Source organism: Pseudomonas citri, from assembly GCF_025336485.1.
Taxonomy (GTDB): domain Bacteria; phylum Pseudomonadota; class Gammaproteobacteria; order Pseudomonadales; family Pseudomonadaceae; genus Aquipseudomonas; species Aquipseudomonas citri.
In genome coordinates this window covers 135,424-156,620 of the sequence record NZ_JAODAB010000013.1, presented here as the reverse complement: position 1 = coordinate 156,620, position 21,197 = coordinate 135,424, and the positions used below count along the sequence as shown (strand labels likewise).

The 21,197-nt window shown below is 60.0% G+C and carries 17 protein-coding genes and 1 pseudogene; 13 read left to right on the top strand and 5 right to left on the bottom strand.

Features of this window, described 5'->3' with window-relative positions:
• The first annotated feature begins 29 nt into the window (after nt 1-29).
• Nucleotides 30-2,444: a glucose/quinate/shikimate family membrane-bound PQQ-dependent dehydrogenase gene (locus tag N4Q37_RS16270; protein ID WP_260959291.1), complete on the top strand. Its 2,415-nt coding sequence runs from the start codon at nt 30-32 to the stop codon at nt 2,442-2,444.
• A 117-nt stretch (nt 2,445-2,561) separates the two neighbouring features.
• Here N4Q37_RS16270 and purT read toward each other — a convergent pair whose 3' ends face one another.
• The 4 genes and pseudogenes from purT to N4Q37_RS16250 form a co-directional block, all read right to left on the bottom strand.
• A complete protein-coding gene (purT, locus tag N4Q37_RS16265) occupies nt 2,562-3,743 on the bottom strand; it encodes a formate-dependent phosphoribosylglycinamide formyltransferase (RefSeq protein ID WP_260959289.1) in 1,182 nt (393 codons plus the stop codon).
• Between the two features lie 91 nt (nt 3,744-3,834).
• Nucleotides 3,835-4,302 carry a VUT family protein gene (locus tag N4Q37_RS16260; RefSeq protein WP_260959288.1) on the bottom strand — a complete coding sequence of 156 codons (468 nt, stop codon included), beginning with the start codon at nt 4,300-4,302 and terminating at the stop codon, nt 3,835-3,837.
• 325 nt (nt 4,303-4,627) lie between these two features.
• Nucleotides 4,628-4,762: pseudogene (locus tag N4Q37_RS16255) on the bottom strand (siderophore-interacting protein); the annotation flags it as partial.
• 6 nt (nt 4,763-4,768) lie between these two features.
• Entirely contained in the window at nt 4,769-5,329 is a 561-nt protein-coding gene (locus N4Q37_RS16250; RefSeq protein WP_260959287.1) for a PadR family transcriptional regulator, read from the bottom strand.
• A gap of 437 nt (nt 5,330-5,766) precedes the next feature.
• Here N4Q37_RS16250 and N4Q37_RS16245 point away from each other — a divergent pair, with 437 nt between their 5' ends.
• The 9 genes from N4Q37_RS16245 to N4Q37_RS16205 all read left to right on the top strand — a co-directional run bounded on the left by N4Q37_RS16245 (nt 5,767) and on the right by N4Q37_RS16205 (nt 14,715).
• Nucleotides 5,767-6,252 (top strand): fimbrial protein, encoded by a 486-nt coding sequence (locus N4Q37_RS16245; RefSeq protein ID WP_260959286.1) that lies wholly within the window; start codon nt 5,767-5,769, stop codon nt 6,250-6,252.
• A gap of 126 nt (nt 6,253-6,378) precedes the next feature.
• Nucleotides 6,379-8,913 carry a CS1-pili formation C-terminal domain-containing protein gene (locus N4Q37_RS16240; protein ID WP_260959285.1) on the top strand — a complete coding sequence of 845 codons (2,535 nt, stop codon included), beginning with the start codon at nt 6,379-6,381 and terminating at the stop codon, nt 8,911-8,913.
• Nucleotides 8,914-9,007: 94 nt separating this feature from the next.
• On the top strand, nt 9,008-10,264 hold the full coding sequence (locus tag N4Q37_RS16235; RefSeq protein ID WP_260959284.1) for a hypothetical protein: 1,257 nt from the start codon (nt 9,008-9,010) through the stop codon (nt 10,262-10,264).
• 123 nt (nt 10,265-10,387) lie between these two features.
• A complete protein-coding gene (locus N4Q37_RS16230) occupies nt 10,388-11,566 on the top strand; it encodes a hypothetical protein (protein ID WP_260959283.1) in 1,179 nt (392 codons plus the stop codon).
• Between the two features lie 59 nt (nt 11,567-11,625).
• A complete protein-coding gene (locus N4Q37_RS16225) occupies nt 11,626-12,369 on the top strand; it encodes a molecular chaperone (RefSeq protein WP_260959282.1) in 744 nt (247 codons plus the stop codon).
• A gap of 44 nt (nt 12,370-12,413) precedes the next feature.
• Nucleotides 12,414-12,896 carry a fimbrial protein gene (locus N4Q37_RS16220; protein WP_260959281.1) on the top strand — a complete coding sequence of 161 codons (483 nt, stop codon included), beginning with the start codon at nt 12,414-12,416 and terminating at the stop codon, nt 12,894-12,896.
• Nucleotides 12,897-13,239: 343 nt separating this feature from the next.
• Nucleotides 13,240-13,569 (top strand): hypothetical protein, encoded by a 330-nt coding sequence (locus N4Q37_RS16215; RefSeq protein ID WP_260959280.1) that lies wholly within the window; start codon nt 13,240-13,242, stop codon nt 13,567-13,569.
• A gap of 49 nt (nt 13,570-13,618) precedes the next feature.
• Nucleotides 13,619-14,131 carry an adhesin gene (locus N4Q37_RS16210; protein ID WP_260959279.1) on the top strand — a complete coding sequence of 171 codons (513 nt, stop codon included), beginning with the start codon at nt 13,619-13,621 and terminating at the stop codon, nt 14,129-14,131.
• Nucleotides 14,132-14,217: 86 nt separating this feature from the next.
• Nucleotides 14,218-14,715 (top strand): adhesin, encoded by a 498-nt coding sequence (locus N4Q37_RS16205; RefSeq protein WP_260959277.1) that lies wholly within the window; start codon nt 14,218-14,220, stop codon nt 14,713-14,715.
• A 36-nt stretch (nt 14,716-14,751) separates the two neighbouring features.
• Here the strand turns inward: N4Q37_RS16205 and N4Q37_RS16200 are convergent, their stop codons facing one another.
• Nucleotides 14,752-17,859, bottom strand: a complete 3,108-nt coding sequence (locus N4Q37_RS16200; protein ID WP_260959275.1) for a transglycosylase domain-containing protein — start codon at nt 17,857-17,859, stop codon at nt 14,752-14,754.
• Nucleotides 17,860-18,179: 320 nt separating this feature from the next.
• Between N4Q37_RS16200 and N4Q37_RS16195 the strand changes: the two genes are divergently transcribed.
• The 3 genes from N4Q37_RS16195 to N4Q37_RS16185 are packed head-to-tail and all read left to right on the top strand — an operon-like array spanning nt 18,180 to nt 21,033.
• Nucleotides 18,180-18,554 carry a GtrA family protein gene (locus tag N4Q37_RS16195; RefSeq protein ID WP_260959273.1) on the top strand — a complete coding sequence of 125 codons (375 nt, stop codon included), beginning with the start codon at nt 18,180-18,182 and terminating at the stop codon, nt 18,552-18,554.
• The gene (locus N4Q37_RS16190) at nt 18,551-19,501 is read left to right on the top strand and encodes a glycosyltransferase family 2 protein (protein WP_260959271.1); all 951 of its coding nucleotides are present in this window, start codon (nt 18,551-18,553) and stop codon (nt 19,499-19,501) included. The genes N4Q37_RS16195 and N4Q37_RS16190 overlap by 4 nt, the downstream gene beginning before the upstream one ends.
• On the top strand, nt 19,498-21,033 hold the full coding sequence (locus tag N4Q37_RS16185; RefSeq protein WP_260959269.1) for a glucosyltransferase domain-containing protein: 1,536 nt from the start codon (nt 19,498-19,500) through the stop codon (nt 21,031-21,033). The genes N4Q37_RS16190 and N4Q37_RS16185 overlap by 4 nt, the downstream gene beginning before the upstream one ends.
• Nucleotides 21,034-21,197: the final 164 nt, after the last annotated feature.

The window sequence follows — 21,197 nt, the reverse complement described above, 5'->3', positions numbered from 1 at the left end:
ACTCCTTAAACGTCACGGAGAATCACACTATGAGCGCTGAGGGTGCTTTGAGTCGAAGCCGTCTGCTACCGAGCCTGCTCGGCATTCTGCTTCTATTGATGGGCCTGGCCCTGTTGGCCGGGGGAGTCAAGCTGAGCACGCTTGGCGGCTCGCTCTATTACCTGCTGGCCGGGATCGGCCTGGCGTTGACCGGCGTGCTGCTGATCATGGCCCGTCGTGCGGCCCTGGGGCTGTACGCGCTGGTGCTGTTCGCCAGCACCGTGTGGGCGCTGTGGGAAGTCGGCCTGGATTGGTGGCAGCTGGTGCCGCGCCTGGCGATGCTGTTTGCCTTGGGTATCGTCCTGTTGCTGCCGTGGTTCCGTCGCCCGCTGTCGAGCGCCGACGCCTCGCCCACGGGCGCCCGCGCGCTGGGCGCCGCCGTGGTCATCGCCGGTGTCGCGGCGCTGGCCAGCCAGTTCACCAACCCCGGCGAAATCAAGGGGCAACTGGAGCGTGACAGCGTGCCGGGCATGACCAACACCGCACCGGCGATGCCGGAGGGCGACTGGAACTCCTACGGCCGCAGCGCCCATGGAGACCGTTATTCGCCGCTGGCACAGATCACGCCGCAGAATGTCAGCAAACTGGTGCCGGCCTGGACCTACCGCACGGGCGACCTGCCCGGGCCGAACGACCCGGGTGAAACCACGGCGGAAAACACCCCGCTGAAGGTCAACGGCATGCTCTACGTGTGCACGCCCCACAGCCAGGTGATTGCCCTGGAGCCAGAGACCGGCAAGGAAATCTGGCGCTTCGATCCGAAGCTGTCCACGCAGAAGGCCGAGAACTTCAAGGGCTGGGCCCATATGACCTGCCGAGGCGTGACCTATCACGATGACGCCGTGTACGCCTCGGCCGAGCAGAGCCCGACCGGCGCCGCCAGCACCACGCCGGCCAGCACCACCTGCCCGCGGCGGATCTTCCTGCCGACCGCCGACACCCGCCTGATCGCCCTCAACGCCGACACCGGCAAGGTGTGCGAGGACTTCGGCGACAAGGGCCAGGTCGACCTGACCGCCAACATCGGCGGCTTCACGGCCGGCGGTTACTACTCCACGTCGCCACCGGCGGTCACCGAAAACCTGGTGGTGATCGGCGGCCACGTCACCGATAACGTCTCCACCGACGAGCCGAGCGGTGTGATCCGCGCCTATGACGTGCACACTGGCAAGCTGGTGTGGAACTGGGACAGCGGCAAGCCGGACGACACCACGCCGATTGCCGAAGGCCAGACCTACACCCGCAACTCGCCGAACATGTGGTCGATGTTCAGCGTCGATGAAAAACTCGGCATGCTCTACCTGCCGATGGGCAACCAGACCCCCGACCAGTTCGGCGGCATGCGCACCCCGGAATCGGAAAAATACGCCGCCGGCCTGACTGCCCTGGACATTGCCACCGGCAAGGTGCGCTGGTACTTCCAGTTCACCCACCACGACCTGTGGGACATGGACGTCGGCGGTCAACCGACACTGATGGACCTGAAGACCGCCGACGGCGTGAAGCCGGCCGTGCTGGCGTCGACCAAGCAAGGCAGCCTCTATGTGCTGGACCGCAGCAATGGCCAGCCGATCGTGCCGATCAAGGAAGTCCCGGTGCCGCAAGGCGCGGTGGAAGGCGACCACACCTCGCCGACCCAGCCGATGTCCGACCTGAACCTGGTGCCGCCGGTCCTGCACGAACGCGACATGTGGGGGGTGACGCCGTTCGACCAGATGCTCTGCCGGATCGACTTCAAGTCGCTGCGCTATGACGGCATGTTCACGCCGCCGTCGCTGCAAGGCTCGATCGTCTACCCGGGCAACTTCGGCGTGTTCGACTGGGGTGGCATTTCGGTGGACCCGGTGCGCCAGGTGGCCTTCGTCAACCCGAGCTACATGGCGTTCAAGTCGAAACTGGTGCCGGCGGCCGAAGTGGCTGGCGGTCCGGGTCGCAAGAGCGAAACCGAAGGTGTGCAGCCGAACAAAGGCGCGCCGTACGGTGTGATCCTCGAAGCGCTGCTCTCGCCCATGGGCCTGCCATGCCAGGCGCCCGCCTGGGGTTATGTGGCAGCGGTGGACCTGACCAACAACAAGATCCTCTGGAAGCACAAGAACGGCACCGTGCGCGATAGCTCGCCAGTCCCGATCCCGCTGAGCATGGGCGTTCCGAGCCTGGGCGGCACCTTCACCACGGCCAGCGGCCTGGCGTTCCTGAGCGGCACCCTCGACCAGTACCTGCGCGCCTATGACGTGAAGAACGGCAAGCAACTGTGGGAAGGCCGCCTGCCCGCCGGTGCCCAGACCACGCCGATGACCTACACCGGCAAGGATGGCAAGCAATACGTGCTGGTGGTTGCCGGCGGCCATGGTTCGCTGGGGACGAAGCAGGGGGACTATGTGATTGCGTACAAACTGCCGGATTGAGCCGCACTGGCGTTCATGAAAAAGGCGACACCCGGGTGGGTGTCGCCTTTTTTGTAGCCGCTTTGCTCCCACATGAAGTCCCCCTGAGCCACAGGGGCCGGTGTTCGGTCTCGGGTGTTACAACTCGACCTTCACCGCCTGCGAAGCCCGGGTCGCCTTGGCGCGGGCGGCTTCGATGGATTCGTCGCGGGCCAGGGCCACGCCCAGGCGGCGTTGGCCGTTGACTTCCGGCTTGCCGAACAGGCGCAGGGCGGTGTCGGGTTCGCTCAGGGCGGCGCCAAGGTTGGCGAAAGCGGTCTGGGTCGACTGGCCTTCCACCAGCAGCACCGCCGAGGCCGATGGGCCGAACTGGCGGATCAGCGGGATCGGCAAGCCGAGAATGGCCCGGGCGTGCAGGGCAAATTGCGAAAGGTCCTGGGAGATCAACGTGACCAGGCCGGTGTCGTGCGGGCGTGGCGAGACTTCGCTGAACCACACCTGGTCACCCTTGATGAACAGCTCGACGCCAAACATCCCACGACCACCCAGGGCCTCGGTCACGGCCTTGGCCACGCGCTCGGATTCGGCCAGGGCCGCCGGGCTCATGGCCTGGGGCTGCCAGGACTCCTGATAGTCGCCTTTCTCCTGACGGTGGCCGACCGGTGCACAGAACGTGGTGCCGCCGACGTGACGCACGGTGAGCAAGGTGATTTCGTAGTCGAAGTCGATGAAGCCTTCGATGATCACCCGGCCCTTGCCGGCACGGCCGCCTTCCTGGGCGTAGTCCCAGGCTTTCTGCACGTCGTCGGCACTGCGCAGCAGGCTTTGGCCCTTGCCCGACGAACTCATCACCGGCTTGACCACACACGGGAAGCCCAGGGTCTCGACGGCCTTGCGGTAATCTTCCACGGTGTCGGCGAAGAAATACGGCGAGGTCGGCAGGCCCAGTTCTTCGGCGGCCAGGCGACGGATGCCTTCGCGGTTCATGGTCAACTGCGCGGCGCGGGCCGTAGGGATCACGGTGAAACCTTCGGCTTCCAGTTCCACCAGGGTGGCGGTGGCGATGGCTTCGATTTCCGGCACGATGAAATGTGGCTTCTCGGCCTCGATCACCGCACGCAGGGCGGCGCCGTCGAGCATGTTGATCACATGGCTGCGATGGGCCACTTGCATGGCCGGCGCGTTGGCGTAGCGATCCACGGCGATCACTTCAACGCCCAGGCGCTGCAGCTCGATTACCACTTCCTTGCCCAGCTCACCGCTGCCACACAACAAAACGCGGGTCGCGGTGGGCGACAAGGGAGTTCCGATACGGGTCATCTGAAGGTCCTCAAACAGGAGCGGTCGTCGAGGGTTGCACGCCGGGCGAGCTTCCCGTGGGGAGAAAACGCGGCATTTTACATGAACCGCGTCAGCCGGTGACGGCCTGTTTGCGCAGACGCCAGGCCATGATCAGCCAGACGACCGTGACCCCGGCGAATTTCGACAGCAGGGCGGTGATGACCACCGGGGGCGTCAAGGCGTCGATCAGGCCGAAGAAAATGAACGTGTCGAGGGGAATGCTCAGGGCCGAACTGAGCCACAGCCGATCATGCAGTGGGCGCTTGGTGACAGTGAACACCAGCCAGTCGATGCACTCGGACACCGCGAACGCCGTGGCGCTGGCCAGGGCGATGGTCGGGTCGGAGGTGACGTAGGACAACACCAGCGCCACCAGCATCGCGACGATGGCGCCGTGGCCGAAGCGGGTCTGCACCATGTCGCGCAGGATAAACACCAACCCGCCCCAGGCCGACCAGAGGACGTCCAGGTGCGGCGCGGCGGAAAACGCGAAGTTGATCAGCACGACGCTGCTGATGTAGGCGAGCAGGAAGAGCATGGGGCGGGACCTGGTTCGACGATAAAAAGGACAACACTGCCCCTGTGGTGGGATGCAGGTTACTTCAAGTCGGGCCGGTCCAATAGCGGGCACCAGTCACTTGAGCCCACTTCTGTGGGAGCAAAGCTTGCTCGCGATACAGGCGCGGCGATTCTGGAAGACCTCGTCAACTTCATCGCGGGCAAGCCTTGCTCCCACAAATACCTGAGCTTTGCAAAAGGGCTGTGGGGATCCGGATCACTCCTCGTCGCTATCATCCGCCTTCCAGTAGCCCACTGATTTCACGTAATCCGGGTCCAACCCTTTCTCCTCCAGCAACACCTTGCGTCGCGGCCGGGCCGTTGCCGTGGAGCACGAAATCGATGTCCAGCTCCAGGCTGTCCAGGTCATAGCGGCGCGGGGTCAGGTCTTGCAGGCGCAGCGCTTGATCTCGTGGTTGACGCGGTGAATGGCGGTTGGATCGATTTCATTCATTGCTGGACTCCGAAACGGACGGACCGTCGATGATGGCTTTGGCGGTGTCGTTGAGCAGGTCGCGCACCCGCCGGACTTCTTCCGGGCTCCAGCGGCCATGATGCTTTTGCAGCGCATGCCGCAGGTTATACACCGCTTCATGGATCTGCGGGGGCCGATCATGGCCGTGCAGCATGCGCCGGCTGCTTTCTATACGCAGGTGCACCTCTTGCAGCGCCGCCGCTTGTTCTTCAAGGGATAGACGTCCGGCCTCGGTCACGCTGTAGCTTTTTTTTCCGTCATCGACGCCGCAGGTAACCAGCGCGCTCATTTCCAGGAATGTCAGGGTCGGGTAGATCACACCGGGGCTGGGGCTGTAGGCGCCGTCGAACATGCTCTCGATCCGGCGGATCAGGTCGTAGCCGTGGCAAGGCTGTTCGGCAATCAGCGCCAATGCCAGCAGTTTCAAGTCGCCGGAAGCGAAGACCCGTGGTCCGCGACTGCCACGTTCGCGCACGGTCGGGCGTTCGAAGCCGTCGTGTTCGTGTTTGGAGTGGGAATAAGGGACGGTCATATGCTGTTCTCCGTTCTGCATAAGTGAGTATTGAGATATAACTTTAGTTGTGTGATATATCTTTCAACTTTGGCGGTTGCTGGAACTAAGATATATCAAGCTTCATGGCGGGTTACTTGTAATGAAACATGACCTTACCTGAATGTGGCGGGTAGGCGGGTGATGGGTTTTTACATGCGGTTTTACTTGACATTGAGCAATGCCGCGGCGCTGCTGGGCGTGTGGGCTGTTTCTGACATACAAACTTAAAGAATATATATAAGCGGGTATTTTTCGCGCGTTCGTGTGCCGCATTTACTACAAGCTTGTGGGAAATTGCCTGCTTTTTTTTAGTTGGAGAGAGCCGATCATGCCCGGCGTTGGAAATGCAGCCCAAGTTGTTATCGGGCCGTAAATTCAACCCTTCTCTATTCATGTCAAGAACAGGTGTTAACAACATGCTCAAACAACTCGTATCCGGTACTGCCCTGGTCGCCGCTGCCCTGGCTTCTTCGGCGGCGTTCGCCGTTGACGACGCTCGCTCCTCGATCCACATCACCGCGAACATCCCGACCGAGCAATTCCATGTGCTGCCACGTGATCCGAACTTCGGTAAGGATGAAGTCATGAGCTACAACACCGTCAGTGGCACCCTGACTTCGCTGCGCCAGACCTTTGATGTGAAGAACACCAACGGTTCGGTCAACGCCTACATCGAGGGTGGCCCGGCGGCGCTGTACAACGGTCGTGACGCCATCGCCCTGACCACCAAGTTCAACGGCATCACCCTGACCGCTACCCCTCAGGAAGTGGTGGATGATGCAACCTCCACTCCAGGTACTCAGGCTGACATGACCATCGTCGCGGCCAAGCCACTGGATACCCAGAACGGCCTGTACACCGCCGACATGACCGTCATCTTCGACGCTGTGCCGCGCCCGTGATGTCGCTCGATGCCCGGTGAGTTTCACCTCATTGCACGGGCATCGCCGCAGGCCGTCCGGCGCTCCCCCGCCGGGCGGCCCGCACCTGAAACGCCCTGATCGTTCGCTGATTACGAGAATCCGTTGATGTTTCCGATGACACCCATCGCGGGTGCCCTCGCGCTGTGTTTGTGCGCGAGTGCATTGGCTGCGCCGACTGCCCCCGGTACCACGCCCAGGAGCCTGCTAGCCCAGGCCAAGGGTTTGCCGGCTGAGTTTGAATCGCATTTTTTCGATGTGCCTTTGGCGGTTCGTGTTGAACTCAATCAACAATACCTCGGTGAAGCGATGGTGGTCCTGACGCGGGATGATCGCATCACCCTGCTCGAGTTCACCGACACCCAGGACAGCCCCATAAAAGCTGTCGACCGCGATCAATGGGAACAACTTCTCAAGCAAGGACAAAAGCTGGGTGCCTGTGAAGGCCGTTGCCCGTCGGGGCTGCTGGCCGTGCATTACAGCCTTGAAAATTCATTGGTGTCGATCCTGACCAGGGACGTGGAGCGAGCCAACGAAACCAAGCGTTATCACGATCAGCCGGAAGGCGGCAGCCTCGGCCTGATCTTCAACAACCAACTGAACCTCAATGGTGGCCAGGAACAGGACACGGGCGGGCGTTATGGCCTCAACGCCAGTTCCAGCGTCGGCAATTGGAGCCAGTCACTGGACCTTCAGCTGTCGCGTCTTGGCGGCCCGGACGACAAGCTGTACCACGCCATCTACGAGCTCTACACCCAACGGGAGATGGAAGGGAATTTTTTCCGCCTGGGTTATTTCACGCCCAGCTCCGATGGCCTGAACCGTCAGATCCGTTCGTTCGGCGCTAACCCGGACACCGCGCTCGGGGTGATGTACGGCAGCTCCGACAGTCTGGTGGTCGAAAATCCCAAACCCAGCGTCTACCCCATTTATGTCACCGCCAGCCGCCAGGCGTCGGTGGAGATTTACCGCGGCGGCCTGTTGATCAATACCCAGGCGGTCAGCGCCGGCTTGCAGAGCCTGGACACCCGGCCCTTGCCCGGTGGCATCTATGAAGTGGAAGTGCGGTTGATCGAGGACGGGCAAACCACCGCCACCAGCCAGGAGCTGGTCTACAAGCCCAATAACTGGAGCAATTCGGAGGATCGCTGGCGCTACAACCTGTTCGCCGGACGCGAGACCCGGCTCTGGAGCAACTGGGAAGACCAGCCCTCGGGTTTCACCACCGCTGGCCTGGGCTTCAATTACCTGGCGCATCCGCGGGTGATCCTGGGCGCCTCCACGCGCCAGGTGCAGGACAAGCTGCAAGTGGGCACCTCGATCGACTGGACACTGGCCAGCCACACCAGCCTGTATGCCAACGTCTACCAGACCCAGCAGTACGGCACCGGCATGGACATCCAAGGCCTGTACAGCTACGGCCATGGCAGTGTCGTGGCGAGCCACAACCGCAGCTGGCTGGACACCCGCAACACCTATGAAACCCTGGCGGACGGCACTCGTATTCGCCAGCGCAACGTGTTCGTCGGCCAGACCAGCAACTCCTCGCTGTCGGTCAACCATCGCTTGAGCAACAAGACCTCCATCAATGGGCGGCTGGCCTACAGCGAAGGCAACATCCAGGGCACCGGCCTGGACCTGGGCTGGACCCAGCGCGGCAAGCTGGGGGGCAGCGATGCCAACTGGCGGCTGTCGGTGTTCGACCGCCCGGGCACGTCGAGCACGGCCGACCGGCGCAATCGCGGCATCGACCTGAGCCTCAATGTTGCGCTGGGCGGACCGGGCGAATACTGGTCGGGCAGCGTCGGCACCCGCACCTCACGAGAGGGCGAGCGGGATAACAATGCGTCGGTGACTTATCGCCGGGACCTGGAAGATCACGTGTTGCAAAGCGTCTCCGCCACCGCGTTGGCCGACACCTACGGCGTGGGCATGTCCGGCCTCGCCAGTTTCATGACCGATTCGCTGTACGGCGACGGTTTCGTCCAGCGTTCGTCCTATAACGACAACCTGACCGGCGGCTTGAACCTGAGCAGCACCGTGGCCGTGGGCGGGCATAAGACTGCCTTCACCGGCCTGCCCCAAGGGCGTGGCGCGGGCATGATCGTCGACGTGGAAACCGACCTAGACGATGTCGCCCTGCGTGCCGACGATTTGACCGGTGGCAGTACCACCCTGCGCCCGGGCCGTAACTTCGTCCCCATCACCGCCTACAAAAACAGCATGGTGACCTTCGACTTCGAAGGCGTACACCCACCCGCGGCGAACATCCAGCCTGCGCGCACCCGTTACCACCTGAACAAGGGTGGTGTGGACTACCGCAAGATCCAGGTCATGAAGACCGTGACCGTGCTCGGTCGCCTGCTGGACGAACAGGGCGAGCCGCTTCGGGGCCATCACGTCATCAACCACGCCAGTCGCGGGGTCAGCGAGGCCGACGGCTTCTTCTCCATGGAAATGAACGCCAGCTCGCCGACCCTGGAAGTGCGTTACGGCAGTGAATTGTTCTGCCGGTTCCGCCTCGACCCGGACAACGCCGAGCGCGAAGGCGATGTGTTGATGATCGGTGATTTGCGCTGCACGCCGGACACCTTGGCGGATAACTCATTGGGTGAGGCGGGCAAGGACCGGCAGCGCTCCTGATACCCGATGTATCGTGGGGAGCAAGGTGCGCGCCCCGCATGAAGGTTCTTTCTCCAATTTGCAGGGATTCGCTTTGATGTATGAGGTTGTATAGATGAAACCCTTATCGGTAGCCGTGCGCAGCGTGGTTTCGGTGTTGTTGTTTGCGTCGCTCGTTGCTGGGCCAACAACGGCCAGTGCATTGACCCAGGATATCAGTGCGCGTTTTCGGCCTGATCCGGCGAAACCTACGGAGAACAAGTTCACTAACACCACGCCGGTGAGTGGGTATTGCGCCCAGTTCCCAAGAGAGTGCGAACTTACGGACATGTTCAGTATCCGGATGCCCGTTACTTTCCAATCGTCCGGGGCGATCGAGGCCAATCACGGCGATTCTCGGCAGGGAGCCACGTTCAAGGTGCCCGCCAATTGGCGTCCGGTAACTGTAACCAACTCAAGTACTGGCGAAAGTGAAGTAGTTGAAGTGCGGGTGTCTGGCATTGGTTCTCAATATCAGCTGAATGTCAGCCCCGTAACACTGGTGGGAGGAGGCGTGAGCCTGAGTACGGCTCATTCAATGCTATGGGGCAGCGCATGGGTGTATGCCCCTGCGCCGTGCCGCTACAGCGGTGTTGGGTATTTATCCACGTTCGCGTTTCAATTTTTCTGGAAAACTCCGCAAGAAAGCGCCTGCTCTAAATTGGCCAGGTACCGAATACCGGACTTGAAGTACAACTATCTGGATTTCGCCTACGAACTTCGTACGCCCAATCCTTTGAAGATGTCATCTGGCCGCTACGCCGGTTTATTAAGCTACAGCGTCGGTCCGGGACAGGACTTCGACATGGGCGATGTCATGATCCCGAACGATTCGACGATCACGCTCAATTTCAATCTTGAAGTCCAACACACCCTCAAAATCGAAGTCCCTCCCGGCGGCAACCGGGTCGACTTGGTGCCCCAGGAAGGCTGGCAGGCCTGGCTCAACAGCGGCCGTAAGCCGACACGGTTGTTCCGTGACCAGCGCTTCCATATCTCGGCCTCCTCACGTTTCAAGATGGCCCTCGAATGCCAGTACGTCAGCGGCAACACCTGCGCGGTCGCGGAAACCGACACCGGCCATGCCGTGCCGGTGAATGTTGCCGTGAGCCTGCCCGATGGCTTGACCGACGCCGCCGGACAACCGGTCAGCCGTCGCCCCTTGCTGCGTGATGGCAGCGGCACCGAGTTGTTCCAACCGGGTTTTTACCTCGATCGGCGGCCGGGAATGCTGCACTTCGAAGTGGCCCGGCCCCATGTCGAAGCGATGCTGGACACGGGCGCCAAGGCTTATAGCGGCAACGTCACGGTGATCTGGGATTCGGAAGTCTGAACCTAGAGTTCGGTCAGCGGCTGTTTTTCTGCGCCACGATTCGCTCTGCTACAGGAGGTTGCATAGATGAAACTTTCGAGGAAATTGGCTCGCGGTACGGTGGTCGCGGCTGGGTTGGCCTGCTTGCCGGCTGTCGATGCCGCCACGCTGGACATTACGGCGCAATTCAAAGCCGATAGCGCAAAGCCCCAAGAAAACAAGTTCGTCAACACCACGCGTAACAGCGGCTATTGCGAGCAATTTGCTGCGCTGTGCCAGTCGGCGGGGATGTTCAGCCTGAGATTGGGCACGAGCGTTTCAGGGGGGCCGATCCAGGCCAATCATGAAGACGCCCGGCAAGGCGCGATGCTTAAAGTGCCGGCCAACTGGCGTACGGTGCAGGTAACCCATGCAGGAACAGGTCACACCGAAACCCTTGAACTGCGTGTCGCCGGAATAGGCGGGGCCCTCGCGCTCACGCCCAACCCTGTGGACATTGTCGGTGGTGGCGTGAATGACGAAACCGCTTACAACATGATCTTCGGCTCGACCTGGTGGCAAGCCCCGGCGCCCTGTGTAAGGCAGGGGGCCAGTATTTCCCACGCATGGTTCTTCTGGCGCACGCCGGCGCAAGAAGCTTGTGCCAAACCAGCCCGCTATCCGATTTCTCAGCTCCAGTATCAGGACTTGAGCTTTGCCTACGAACTGCGCACGCCTAATCCCTTGAGAATGGCGGGCGGCCAATACCGAGGCTCGCTGACGTTCGGCCTCGGGCCCGGTCAGGACTTTGACTTCGGCGACGTCGTGGCCCCCAACGATGCGGCCCTCACGCTCAATTTCACCTTGGATGTCGAACACGTCCTCAAGGTGGAAATTCCACCGGGAGGCAATCGGGTGGAACTGGAACCGCGAGAGGGCTGGAAAGCCTGGTTGAGCAACGGCAGCAAACCGACCGTGCTGTTTCGCGACCATCAGTTCCATATCTCGACGTCGAGCCCGTTCACGATGAGGCTCGAATGCCGGTACATGGCCGGCACCGAATGCGGTGTCACGGCACCTGAGTCCGCCATTTACTACCCGGTGGACGTCTACGTAACGCTGCCCGACGGCTTGACCAATACCAACGGTCAACCGGTCAACCGCCAAACGGTGCCGGTTGGAAGCTTTTCCAATCCTGTTCGATTTCTGCCGCTCAGGTACATCGATCGCAAGCCCGCAACCCTGCATTTCCAGATCCGCAGCAGCAGTGTCGCCGCGATGCTTGACCGCACGCCCGACACTTACACCGGCAGCGTCACGGTGATCTGGGATTCAGAGGTTTGACGGGCGTGCCGTGCGGCAGTGTCCAGCAAGTTGCGTTTAATACATGAGGTTAAGAAGTGATGAAACATCTATTGGCATGGGTTGGTTTTCTTCTGTTTTGCAACATGGCCCAGGCCGGACCGCAGATTGGTGTCGGGGTGGTCTACGACTATCTCGATGGCGACAAAAGCACTTACATGAAGCGAGTGTTCAACGGAGGAACCTCCACGGCGTTCGTCAAAGTCAACATCCTGGAGATTGTTTACAACGAAGACGGCAGCTACCAGGAACTGCCCCTGGAGACCCAGGCCAATGGCACCTCCAAGGACGGCCTGATGGCCAGCCCGGCGCGCCTGATTGTGCCGGCCAACGGCATGCAGGGTACCCGGTTGCTGTTCATGGGTAACCGCGACAAAGAGCGTTACTTCCGGGTGCGTTTCGTGCCGGTAGTGCCCGAAGCCGAAGATGAATTCGCCATCAGCGCAGAAGAGCGCGAAGAGTACAAGAAGGAACGCGTGGCGGCGGGGGTCAAGGTCCTGGCGGGCTACGGCACGGTGTTTTTCGTGCGGCCGAAGAACACCCGTTTCGAGACGGTGATCGATGACAGCGCCAATCGCTACCTGATGCGCAACAACGGCAACAGCGTCGTGGTGATCGATGAGTTCAAGGATTGCGACGCGAAGAAGGAAAGCGACTGTCAACCGACGACCAAGCACCACGTCATGGCCGGGCGCACGTTTTCGTTCGACAAGGAGGCGGGGCGTGAGTACCGCTTCACGCTGATCGAGGGCGGCAAGAGCAAAGCCGTCGAGATCAAGGGTTGACGGTTGCCGTCGCCGAACCGTCGCAGACGCCACAGGTAATCAATATGTCCAAGACACTGCTATGCCCTCTCGCGATGACCGCCCTGATGTTGCCCTGGGTTGCGGCCTGGGGGGCGGTCGAGCGGGAAACGTTCGAACTTCACGTGACCATCCCGACGATCGATTTTTATGTACTGCCCCTCGACCCGCAATTGGTGCAGGTTGAGCAGCGCTTGTCGTTCAACTCCATCACCAGCGACCTCCGCCCGCTGCGGGCGACCTATGAGGTGAAGAACACCAACGGTGCCATCGGTGCGCGCCTGGCTGAGGAGGCTTATTTGTCCAATGGCCGTGAGCGCATCGACTTGAAGGTGACGTTCAACGACATCGAACTGACCCAGGACTCGAACCAGGTCGTGTCCGCCATCGAGGCCAGGCCCGGGCGCCAGGTGCCGCTGGAAATCGCTGCGATCAAGCCCGGTGATGGATACAGGTCGGGGGCCTACTACGGCACGGTGCACATGGTGTTCGACGCTGTTGCGCCGTGACGGCCGGCCGTCTGTGGCGAGGGAGCTTGCTCCCGCTCGGCTGCGCAGCAGACGCAACGGAGCCTGGCTTAAGAGTCCAGCAGTTGAAAAGCGAGGGCGGCTTCGCCCCCCAGCGGGAGCAAGCTCCCTCGCCACGGGGTTGTATTTCGTTTCATTACTTATAAGAAGATCAAGTATGTTTAAAAAAATAGTGTCCGTTACAGCCTTGGGTGTAGCTGTTTTGAATCCTTCGTGGGTGTCGGCGGCCGAGGATGCTCTTACCCCCATCCATATCACGGCGAATATTCCGAACAAGAACTTTTACGTGCAGCCACGTGATCCGGAGTTCGGTAAGGATGAGGTCATGCATTTCAATACTGTGGATAGAACGTTGTCCCCGGTGCGCCAGATCTTCGATGTGAAGAATACCGACGGTTCGGTCCATGCCTACATCGAGGGGCGACGCCAGCTGGACAACGGTCGTGACGCGATAACCCTTGAGGTCGTGTTCAACAATGTTTATCTGCGCAGTTGGCCGCAAGAAGTGGTGGATGACGCAACATCCACTCCAGGTACGACGGCGGAGTTGCGCATTTTTACGGCGTTCCCAGTGGTTCCCATCGAACACAACGGTTTGTACACCGGGCATTTCACAGTGATCTTCGACGCGGTCCCTCGGGTGGCATCCCTGTAGATCGGCCACGGGGTTGTATTTCGTTTAATTACTTATAAGAAGATCAAGCATGTTTAAAAAAATAATATCCGTTACAGCCTTGGGTGTAGCTGTTTTGAATCCTTCGTGGGTGTCGGCGGCCGAGGATGCTCTGACCCCCATCCATATCACGGCGAATATTCCGGACAAGAACTTTTACGTGCAGCCACGTAATCCGGAGTTCGGCAAGGATGAATACATGTACTACAACCCCATGACCTACAGATTTACGCCTTTGCGCCACATATATGATGTGAAGAACACCGACGGTTCCGTCCACGCCTATATTGAGAATGGTAACAGCACAGGTGCCATCTATCTGAGCAACGGGGTGGATCATGTAAGCCTGAGGGCGGTATTCAACGGTGTGCCTCTGGACAACCTACCTCAGGAAGTCGTGGACGATGCCACGTCCACACCGGGCACCCAGGCGGAGATGCTCGTCATGGTTGCGAACTCGCCTACACGCCCACTCTCTCCCGGTATGTATAACGCTGACTTCACCGTGATTTTCGACGCTGTGCCCCGCTCGTCAGCCCTGTAGAAGGGCTACGAAGATCCCGTGGCGAGGGAGCAAGCTCCCTCGCCACGGGGGTGTATTTCGTTTCATTACTTATAAGAAGATCAAACATGTTTAAAAAAATAGTGTCCGTTACAGCCTTGGGTGTAGCTGTTTTGAATCCTTCATGGGTGTCGGCGGCCGAGGATGCTCTCACCCCCATCCATATCACGGCGAATATTCCGAACAAGAACTTTTACGTGCAACCACGTAATCCGGAGTTCGGCAAGAATGAGGTGATGCACTTCAACCCTGTGGACCGAAGATTGACTCCAGTGCGCCAGACCTTCGATGTGAAGCACACTGAAGGTTCGGTTCATGCGTACATCGAGGGGGCTCGATGGCTATACAACGGGCGGCATACGATCCCGCTCCTCACCACTTTCAATAATGCTCTCCTGGACAGTATCCCGCGGGAAGTAGTGGATGACGTAACGTCCACGCCAGGTATGCAGGCCGAGATGGTCATCTTCGTGCCCTGGCCGGTCTCTTCCAACCTGTCGGCAGGTATGTACACCGGGCATTTCACCGTGATGTTCGACGCCGTTCCTCGGGTGGCATCCCTGTAGAACGGCCACGGAGTTGCCGCCAAGCACTGCTGTCACTCATTGCCGCGCCACCAAAGGCTTGCACTGGGTCTGACTGCCCGGTTGCAAGTACGGCGAGAGAATCGGCGCCATGCCCTTGAGCACCTGCACCGGCAAGGCCGAGGTGAACTTGAAGTTCTGTGCCGAAGCCCCCGGGACAAAAGCGGTGAGGGTGCCGAAATGGCTGTCGCCGATGTAGAACACAAAGGTGGCGGTGCGGTTGATCGCCTTGGAACTGATCACCCGTCCACCGGCACCGATGGCTTCGATGCGGTTGTCACCGGTACCGGTCTTGCCGCCCATGGCCAGCGGCGTGCCGTCCGCCAGTTTGAAACTGCCGGCCACGCGTTTCGCGGTACCGGCATCGACGACTTGTGACAGCGCCCCGCGCAGGGCCTGGGCCACTTCAACCGGCATCACCCGCTTGCCTTTGTCCGGATCGTTGAGCAGGCGCGTTTCGTAGGGTGTGCCGACGGCAAAGTCCAGGCTGTCGACGCGCAGCGCCGGTTGGCGGATGCCGTCGTTGAGGATGGTGCCCACCAACTCCGCCAGCGCGGCGGGGCGGTCGCCGGAGCTGCCGATGGCGGTGGCGAGCGACGGCACCAGGTGGTCGAACGGGTAGCCGACTTTCTGCCAGCGCTGGTGAATGTCCAGGAACGCTTCGATCTCCAGCATGGTCCGGATGCGACTGTCGCGGGCGCTCTTGTGCTTGCTCTTGAACAGCCAGCTGTAGACTTCCTGGCGCTCGAACTGGCTGGCCTTGACGATCTGGCTGAACTTGGCGTCGGGGTTGTTCAGCAGGTAGCCCATCAACCACAGGTCCAGCGGGTGGACCTTGGCGATGAAGCCCTGGTCCGGCAGGTCGTAGGCGCCGGGGCCGTAGCTCTGGTAGAGCCGCTCCAGGCGTTCGTCGGTGAGTTTCTCGGGGTTTTTGACCGACTTGAGGTGCGAGCGCACGAACAGGTTGAAGCTTTCCTGGCTGTCGCCGGGAAAGAAGTAGCGGTGCACCGCCGCCAGGCGGATCGCCGTGGGGCGCATGCCGTCGAGGAAGGTTTCCAGGCGTTGGCCGGTGTCTTTTTTCTGGTACTTCTTCCAGAACCTGAGCAGGAACGAGGTGCCTTCGCGGTCGGCGAACTGGGCCAGGTATTCCTGGCGGCGCGGGTCCTGGTCGTCCTTGAGCAGTTCGGAGCTGTTGTTGGGACCGGCGTAGGTGGCGTAGCGCACCAGGTCGCGCATCAGGCGGATGAAGGGCAGGTTGATCGATTCGCGCAGCGCGTCGCGCAGGGTGGGGTTGCGGCCGTTGTCCTCGTTGCGGAAGTTATGGAAGGTGTGCAATCCGCCGCCGGTGAAAAAGGCCTCGCCCGGGCTGGCCGAATAGGTGCGGTCCAGCGCTGCCTCGAGCATCTTCGGCAGGCTGCGGTCGGTGTTCTGGATCAGGTAGTCGACGGCCCAGCGGGAGATGCGGTCCTGCTCGGCGATCTCGGTTTTTTTCAGCGCCGCGGGAGTTTCTGCGGCGTAGCGCGCATGCAGTTCGGCGATGATCTGCAAATAGGTGGTGAGCACCCGCAGCTTGGCGGTCGAGCCCAGTTCCAGCTTGCTGCCTTCGTTGATGTCGAAAGGCTGGTCGGTGCTGTCGGTCTGCACGCGCACGCGCGAACCGTCCGGCGTCAGTTCCAGCAGGGTGAAGCTGTAGCGCACCTGGGTGGTGCTGGTGGGGGTCAGCAGGCGTTCGCCCATCAGGCCGATCTCGGTGGCGAACGCCGGGTCGGCCAGGCGCTTGAGGTACTCGGTGGCCTGGGCCTGCAAATCACTTTGCAAGGTGCTGGTGGCGGAGAGGTCCAGGCGATCGAGGTCATAGAGCGGACGGTTGAGCAACGTGGCGAGACGACTGCGGGCGGCGCTGATGCCTTTGTTGGTTTCGTTGGGCTGGATCGTTGGTTCCTGCACCCAATCGCGGTAACTGACCTTGCTGGCCAGGGCGGCCGCGGCCAGTGGCGCGTCGATCACGCCGTTCTGGGCCAGCAGCCGGAGGTGGCTGTCGGTCAGGCTCGCCAGTTCGTCGTGACCCTTGGACAGGTAGTGGGACGGCCGCCGCTGGGCGATCATCAACGACAGCATTTCCCGCAGGGCCAGGCCTTTTTCCGTCAGGCTCTGCGGGTCGCTGGCATCGCTGAACAGCCGCTCGTTGGCCCGTTTGAAGTCGGCGCCGTACCAGACCCGCAAGCCTTCGGCCATGCCATGCACTTCACCGTGCCCCGGCACGGCGGAAAGCGGCACGCTGTTGAGGTAGTCACGGATGATCCGCTGCCGCGCTTCGAGCGTCTGCGGGCCGGACTGGTAGGCGCGCACGCTGGCGGAAATCATCTGGCGGATCTTCTCCCCGCCCGACACGGTGAGGCCTTCGGGAGAGTGACGGTATTTTTCCAACTGCGTCGCCAGGGTACTGCCACCGGCGGATTGCCCCGGCAGGCTCAACAGCTTGGCCACCTGCGACCACGCCGCCATGCCAAAGCGCGGCCAGTCCACCGCCGGGTTGGCCAAGGGTTGCTTGGGGTCGAGCAAAAAACGGTTCTCGATAAACAGCAGGCTTTGCACCACCACCGGTGGGATCGCTTCAAAACTGGCATACAACTGTTGCGGGTACTTGAACTGGTACAGCGGCGCGGCGCGGCAATCGGTGATGGTCAGCCCGGCCTGGATCTTCTCGGGGTAGGGCACGAACAGGCCTTTCTCGACGTACTTCATCAAGGCGGGGGAGAAGTGCGCCTGGGACTGGATCACGTAGTCACGCTTGAGCAACCGCGGCAGGAACTCCCCCAGGGCGCTGTAGCCCAGGCGCCGGTCGAACGGGCCGGCGCCCGGATAGACGATGGCATCGCTGGGCCCTGGTTGCACCGAATAACTCAGGGAAGTGGCGTAATGGCTGATCTCCCGGGCCTGGAACCGGGACGTGCGCATTTCCTTGGCCACCGCCAGCCCGACTACCACGATGATAATCAGCAGCAACAACCAGAACGCCCGCCAACCATGCCGGGCGCGAGGTTTTTTTTGAGGTGAAGGCGCTTCTTCCATACGTTCAGCCGGGACCACAGGTTCATTCGAATCGGTTTGCCACAAAGCGCCCATAGTCGACTGATCCATTCACGCAGATTGATCGGACTTGCTTGAAGCTTAGACGGTGGTTGGCGGGGGGGAGGGGAATTTGTGGGGAGGCCTATTTCGAGCCCCAAACTCTGAACTACCCACCTCAGATGTGCAGGGTCTGGTGCCATTCGGCTTCGTAAGTCAAGGGATGGCAAACAGGGCCCCGGTCGGATGAGCGGGACTTTTTTACGTGCGTCAATCACGTGTCTGCGGGGTCGAACCTGTTAACTCCTACAGTAGACCGCACACCGACAGGACCTTAGATTGAGTCGGCTGAAGCTCCGGCACAGTCGAGGGTATCCATGAAAGCGTTATGGAAAGGTTTTTTCAGTTATTCGCTGATTGGGCTGGCCAATACGCTGATCCATTGGCAGATATTTTTCGTGCTGAGGGTGGCGTTCGGCTTCAATCAAGCGATGAGTAATTTCGTTGCCTTTTGCGTGGCGGCCTCATTCTCTTTTTATGTGAATGCGCTCTATACCTTCGAGGCTAAAACCTCTGCGTTGGGCTATGTTTTTTTCTTATGTGTCATGGGGACCCTCAGTCTCATCGTGGGTTACCTGGGCGATCTCTGGAATATCCATGGTCTGCTGACTGTGGCGGTATTCTCGCTGTTGAGCCTGGTGATCGGTTTTCTGTTGTCCCGCTTTGTGGTGTTTCGTGGACATCGCCAATGAACGTTTCGCTGATCGTTCCGGTATTCAATGAAGAACAGGCCATCAACCTGTTTTACGAAAGTGTCCGTCAGTATCCGGCGTTGCAAGAGCATGTCGTCGAGATCGTGTTTATCAACGATGGCAGCGGCGACCGTACCGCTGCCATTGCCCGTGATATAGCACTCATGGACAGCCGGGTGCTGTTGATCAACTTCTCCCGCAACTTTGGCAAGGAGCCGGCCCTGTTTGCGGGGCTCGAGCACGCCAGCGGCGATGTGGTGATCCCCATGGACGTGGACTTGCAAGACCCCATCGAGGTCGTTCCACGGCTGATCGCCGAATGGGAGAAGGGCGCCGAAGTGGTGCTGGCCAAGCGTCGCGATCGCTCATCCGACGGCTATTTCAAGCGCCGGGGCGCGGCATTGTTCTATGGCGTACTCAATCACATTGCCTACCCACACATTGAACGGAATGTCGGGGATTTCCGCCTGATGGATCGCAAGGTGGTAGAGGTGATCAAGACCCTTCCCGAATACCAGCTTTTCATGAAGGGCGTGTTGTCATGGGCCGGCTTCAACACCGTTGTCATCGAATACGACCGCCCCAGTCGCGCTTCTGGCAAGAGCAAGTTCAATGGCTGGAAGTTGTGGAACCTGGCGCTTGAGGGGATCACTTCGTTCAGCACGGTGCCGTTGCGGTTGTGGACTTACGTGGGCAGTTGCATTTCGTTGGTTTCGTTGGTGTACGCCGCGTACATGGTCCTGGACAAACTGTTCCTTGGGAATGAGGTGCCTGGCTACCCTTCGCTGATGACCGCGATTCTGTTTCTGGGCGGGGTGCAGTTGATCGGTATCGGAGTCTTGGGTGAGTACATCGGACGGATCTATCTGGAAACCAAGCACCGGCCCAGATACGTCATAAAGGAAATGATTCAGGGAGGAAAACTCCAGACGCGAGGTCAGCCATGACGCCATTGCGCTATGCACAGGCATTGACGCGAAACGAGGTGCTGTTGTTTTTCCTGGTGGCCAACTTTCTGTATGTCTTTCCCCTGATACAGGCCGATTATTTTTACAACGATGATAATTGGCGTGTGTTGATAGGGGGAGGGGGATGGCGCGAAGAGGGCCGGGCGGCGATCGGTTTTTTCTACAACATCGTTTCTTTCAGCTCAAAGGCACCGGATATGTTTCCGTTGCCATTGTTCATCGCCACGGCGACTCTCTCGCTGGCATTGAGGGACCTGACATTTTTTTATTTCGAGCGTCCGGGCTTTGCCCACTGTCTGGTGGTCCTGCCCATCTGGTACAACCCCGCTTTTCTACAAAACCTCTCCTATCGCTACGACGGCCCGACCATGACGTTGGGGCTGGTGGCGCTCATTTACGCCGTTATCTGGCAGCGTCGAAGGCTCTGGTCAGACATAGGGGGGGCGGCGTTGTTAATAGCCTTGGCCCTTTCGTTTTACCAATTGCTTATCGGGTTTTTCATTGCGCTGTGCTGCGTTGAAGTTATTCGGCGGGTTTGGGAGGGGCAAACCCCGGAGGTGATTCTCGCCTTCATCGGACGAAAGTCGATGGCCATCGCGATAGCCGTACTGGTGTATTACGCGACCACTTATCAATGGATGTCCGGCCTTCGTCAGCCGATGCTGGCGTTGGAGATAAATAGTCTGTTGGAGATCAGGGAGAGGGTGTTCCAGGTCGGCCGGATGTTAAGCGGATGGGGGGCGGAAGGCGTTCGACCGCTTGTCTGGTGCGGTACAGTATTGGTTGTGATCGGGTATGCGTGGGCAGGTTTCAATCTGCTTCGCCGTCCGGAGAACCTTTGGCGAAAAACAGTCTTGGTCACCGCCTATTTATTGGCAGCCCCGGTGCTGTTGATGTGTATCCCAGGCATCACGGTATTCTTCGCCTATTTCAACAAAGGCACCAGGACGCTTGCCGCTCTTTCGGCTTTGTTGTTGCTGATGTTCTTTTTCAGCTTTCAGATGCTGACCCGCCTTCACGCTCGCTTAGGTGTCGTTTTGTTGGTTCCTTTATTGGCGATGTTGTCATTTTCTTTCGGGCATGGCCGGGTTCTGGCATTACAAAAAGAACAGGAGAGCGCCGTGCTGGCGTCGTTGGCATATGACATAACCCATTCATCATTGCGCGACCAGAACAGCATTTACATGATCCCCGAACCAACCGCCGATTGGCTCCCCGCAGCCAGCGGCGCGTTCGCGGCGATGCCTACCCTGAAGCAAATAGTTGGCGTGGGTTATGTTTTGTTGCCGGAAGCCTTGCCGCGGGCAGGAATTACCAATGTGTACCTTGCCAAGGACCCGGGGATGATCGCTGCGCTCCGACGAGGCGACTATCCGCCTGTCGTTTCCACTTTGTTCTATGACCTCTATGTCATTCACGACAGCGGTTATATCTTCATGAAAAAGCCGCAGGCCAATCCTGATGTCGTGCCCAAATTGTGTTTGATAACCGACATTGAGCAATGTCATTGACGACCTGTGCTGGACATTTGCCGGCTTGATGCTTGGCGTCTGTTGCACTGGCCCTTTGACCCTCGCCACACAGGGGCGGCGTTGGTTGTAAAGCTTGTGCTAGAGCCCTTGACGCTGCTCACAAGCATGACGCTGCACCCTCGCTGTGCAATACTCGCGAACGT

Excerpts from the sequence above, each read along its gene's own strand:
- N4Q37_RS16240 (WP_260959285.1), top strand. The coding sequence starts at position 6,379 with ATGTTTCCGATGACACCCATCGCGGGTGCCCTCGCGCTGTGTTTGTGC.
- N4Q37_RS16225 (WP_260959282.1), top strand. The coding sequence starts at position 11,626 with ATGAAACATCTATTGGCATGGGTTGGTTTTCTTCTGTTTTGCAACATG.
- N4Q37_RS16270 (WP_260959291.1), top strand. The coding sequence starts at position 30 with ATGAGCGCTGAGGGTGCTTTGAGTCGAAGCCGTCTGCTACCGAGCCTG.
- N4Q37_RS16245 (WP_260959286.1), top strand. The coding sequence starts at position 5,767 with ATGCTCAAACAACTCGTATCCGGTACTGCCCTGGTCGCCGCTGCCCTG.
- N4Q37_RS16235 (WP_260959284.1), top strand. The coding sequence starts at position 9,008 with ATGAAACCCTTATCGGTAGCCGTGCGCAGCGTGGTTTCGGTGTTGTTG.
- purT (WP_260959289.1), bottom strand. The coding sequence starts at position 3,743 with ATGACCCGTATCGGAACTCCCTTGTCGCCCACCGCGACCCGCGTTTTG.
- N4Q37_RS16190 (WP_260959271.1), top strand. The coding sequence starts at position 18,551 with ATGAACGTTTCGCTGATCGTTCCGGTATTCAATGAAGAACAGGCCATC.
- N4Q37_RS16250 (WP_260959287.1), bottom strand. The coding sequence starts at position 5,329 with ATGACCGTCCCTTATTCCCACTCCAAACACGAACACGACGGCTTCGAA.
- N4Q37_RS16215 (WP_260959280.1), top strand. The coding sequence starts at position 13,240 with ATGCATTTCAATACTGTGGATAGAACGTTGTCCCCGGTGCGCCAGATC.
- N4Q37_RS16205 (WP_260959277.1), top strand. The coding sequence starts at position 14,218 with ATGTTTAAAAAAATAGTGTCCGTTACAGCCTTGGGTGTAGCTGTTTTG.
- N4Q37_RS16260 (WP_260959288.1), bottom strand. The coding sequence starts at position 4,302 with ATGCTCTTCCTGCTCGCCTACATCAGCAGCGTCGTGCTGATCAACTTC.
- N4Q37_RS16210 (WP_260959279.1), top strand. The coding sequence starts at position 13,619 with ATGTTTAAAAAAATAATATCCGTTACAGCCTTGGGTGTAGCTGTTTTG.
- N4Q37_RS16195 (WP_260959273.1), top strand. The coding sequence starts at position 18,180 with ATGAAAGCGTTATGGAAAGGTTTTTTCAGTTATTCGCTGATTGGGCTG.
- N4Q37_RS16220 (WP_260959281.1), top strand. The coding sequence starts at position 12,414 with ATGTCCAAGACACTGCTATGCCCTCTCGCGATGACCGCCCTGATGTTG.
- N4Q37_RS16185 (WP_260959269.1), top strand. The coding sequence starts at position 19,498 with ATGACGCCATTGCGCTATGCACAGGCATTGACGCGAAACGAGGTGCTG.
- N4Q37_RS16200 (WP_260959275.1), bottom strand. The coding sequence starts at position 17,859 with ATGGGCGCTTTGTGGCAAACCGATTCGAATGAACCTGTGGTCCCGGCT.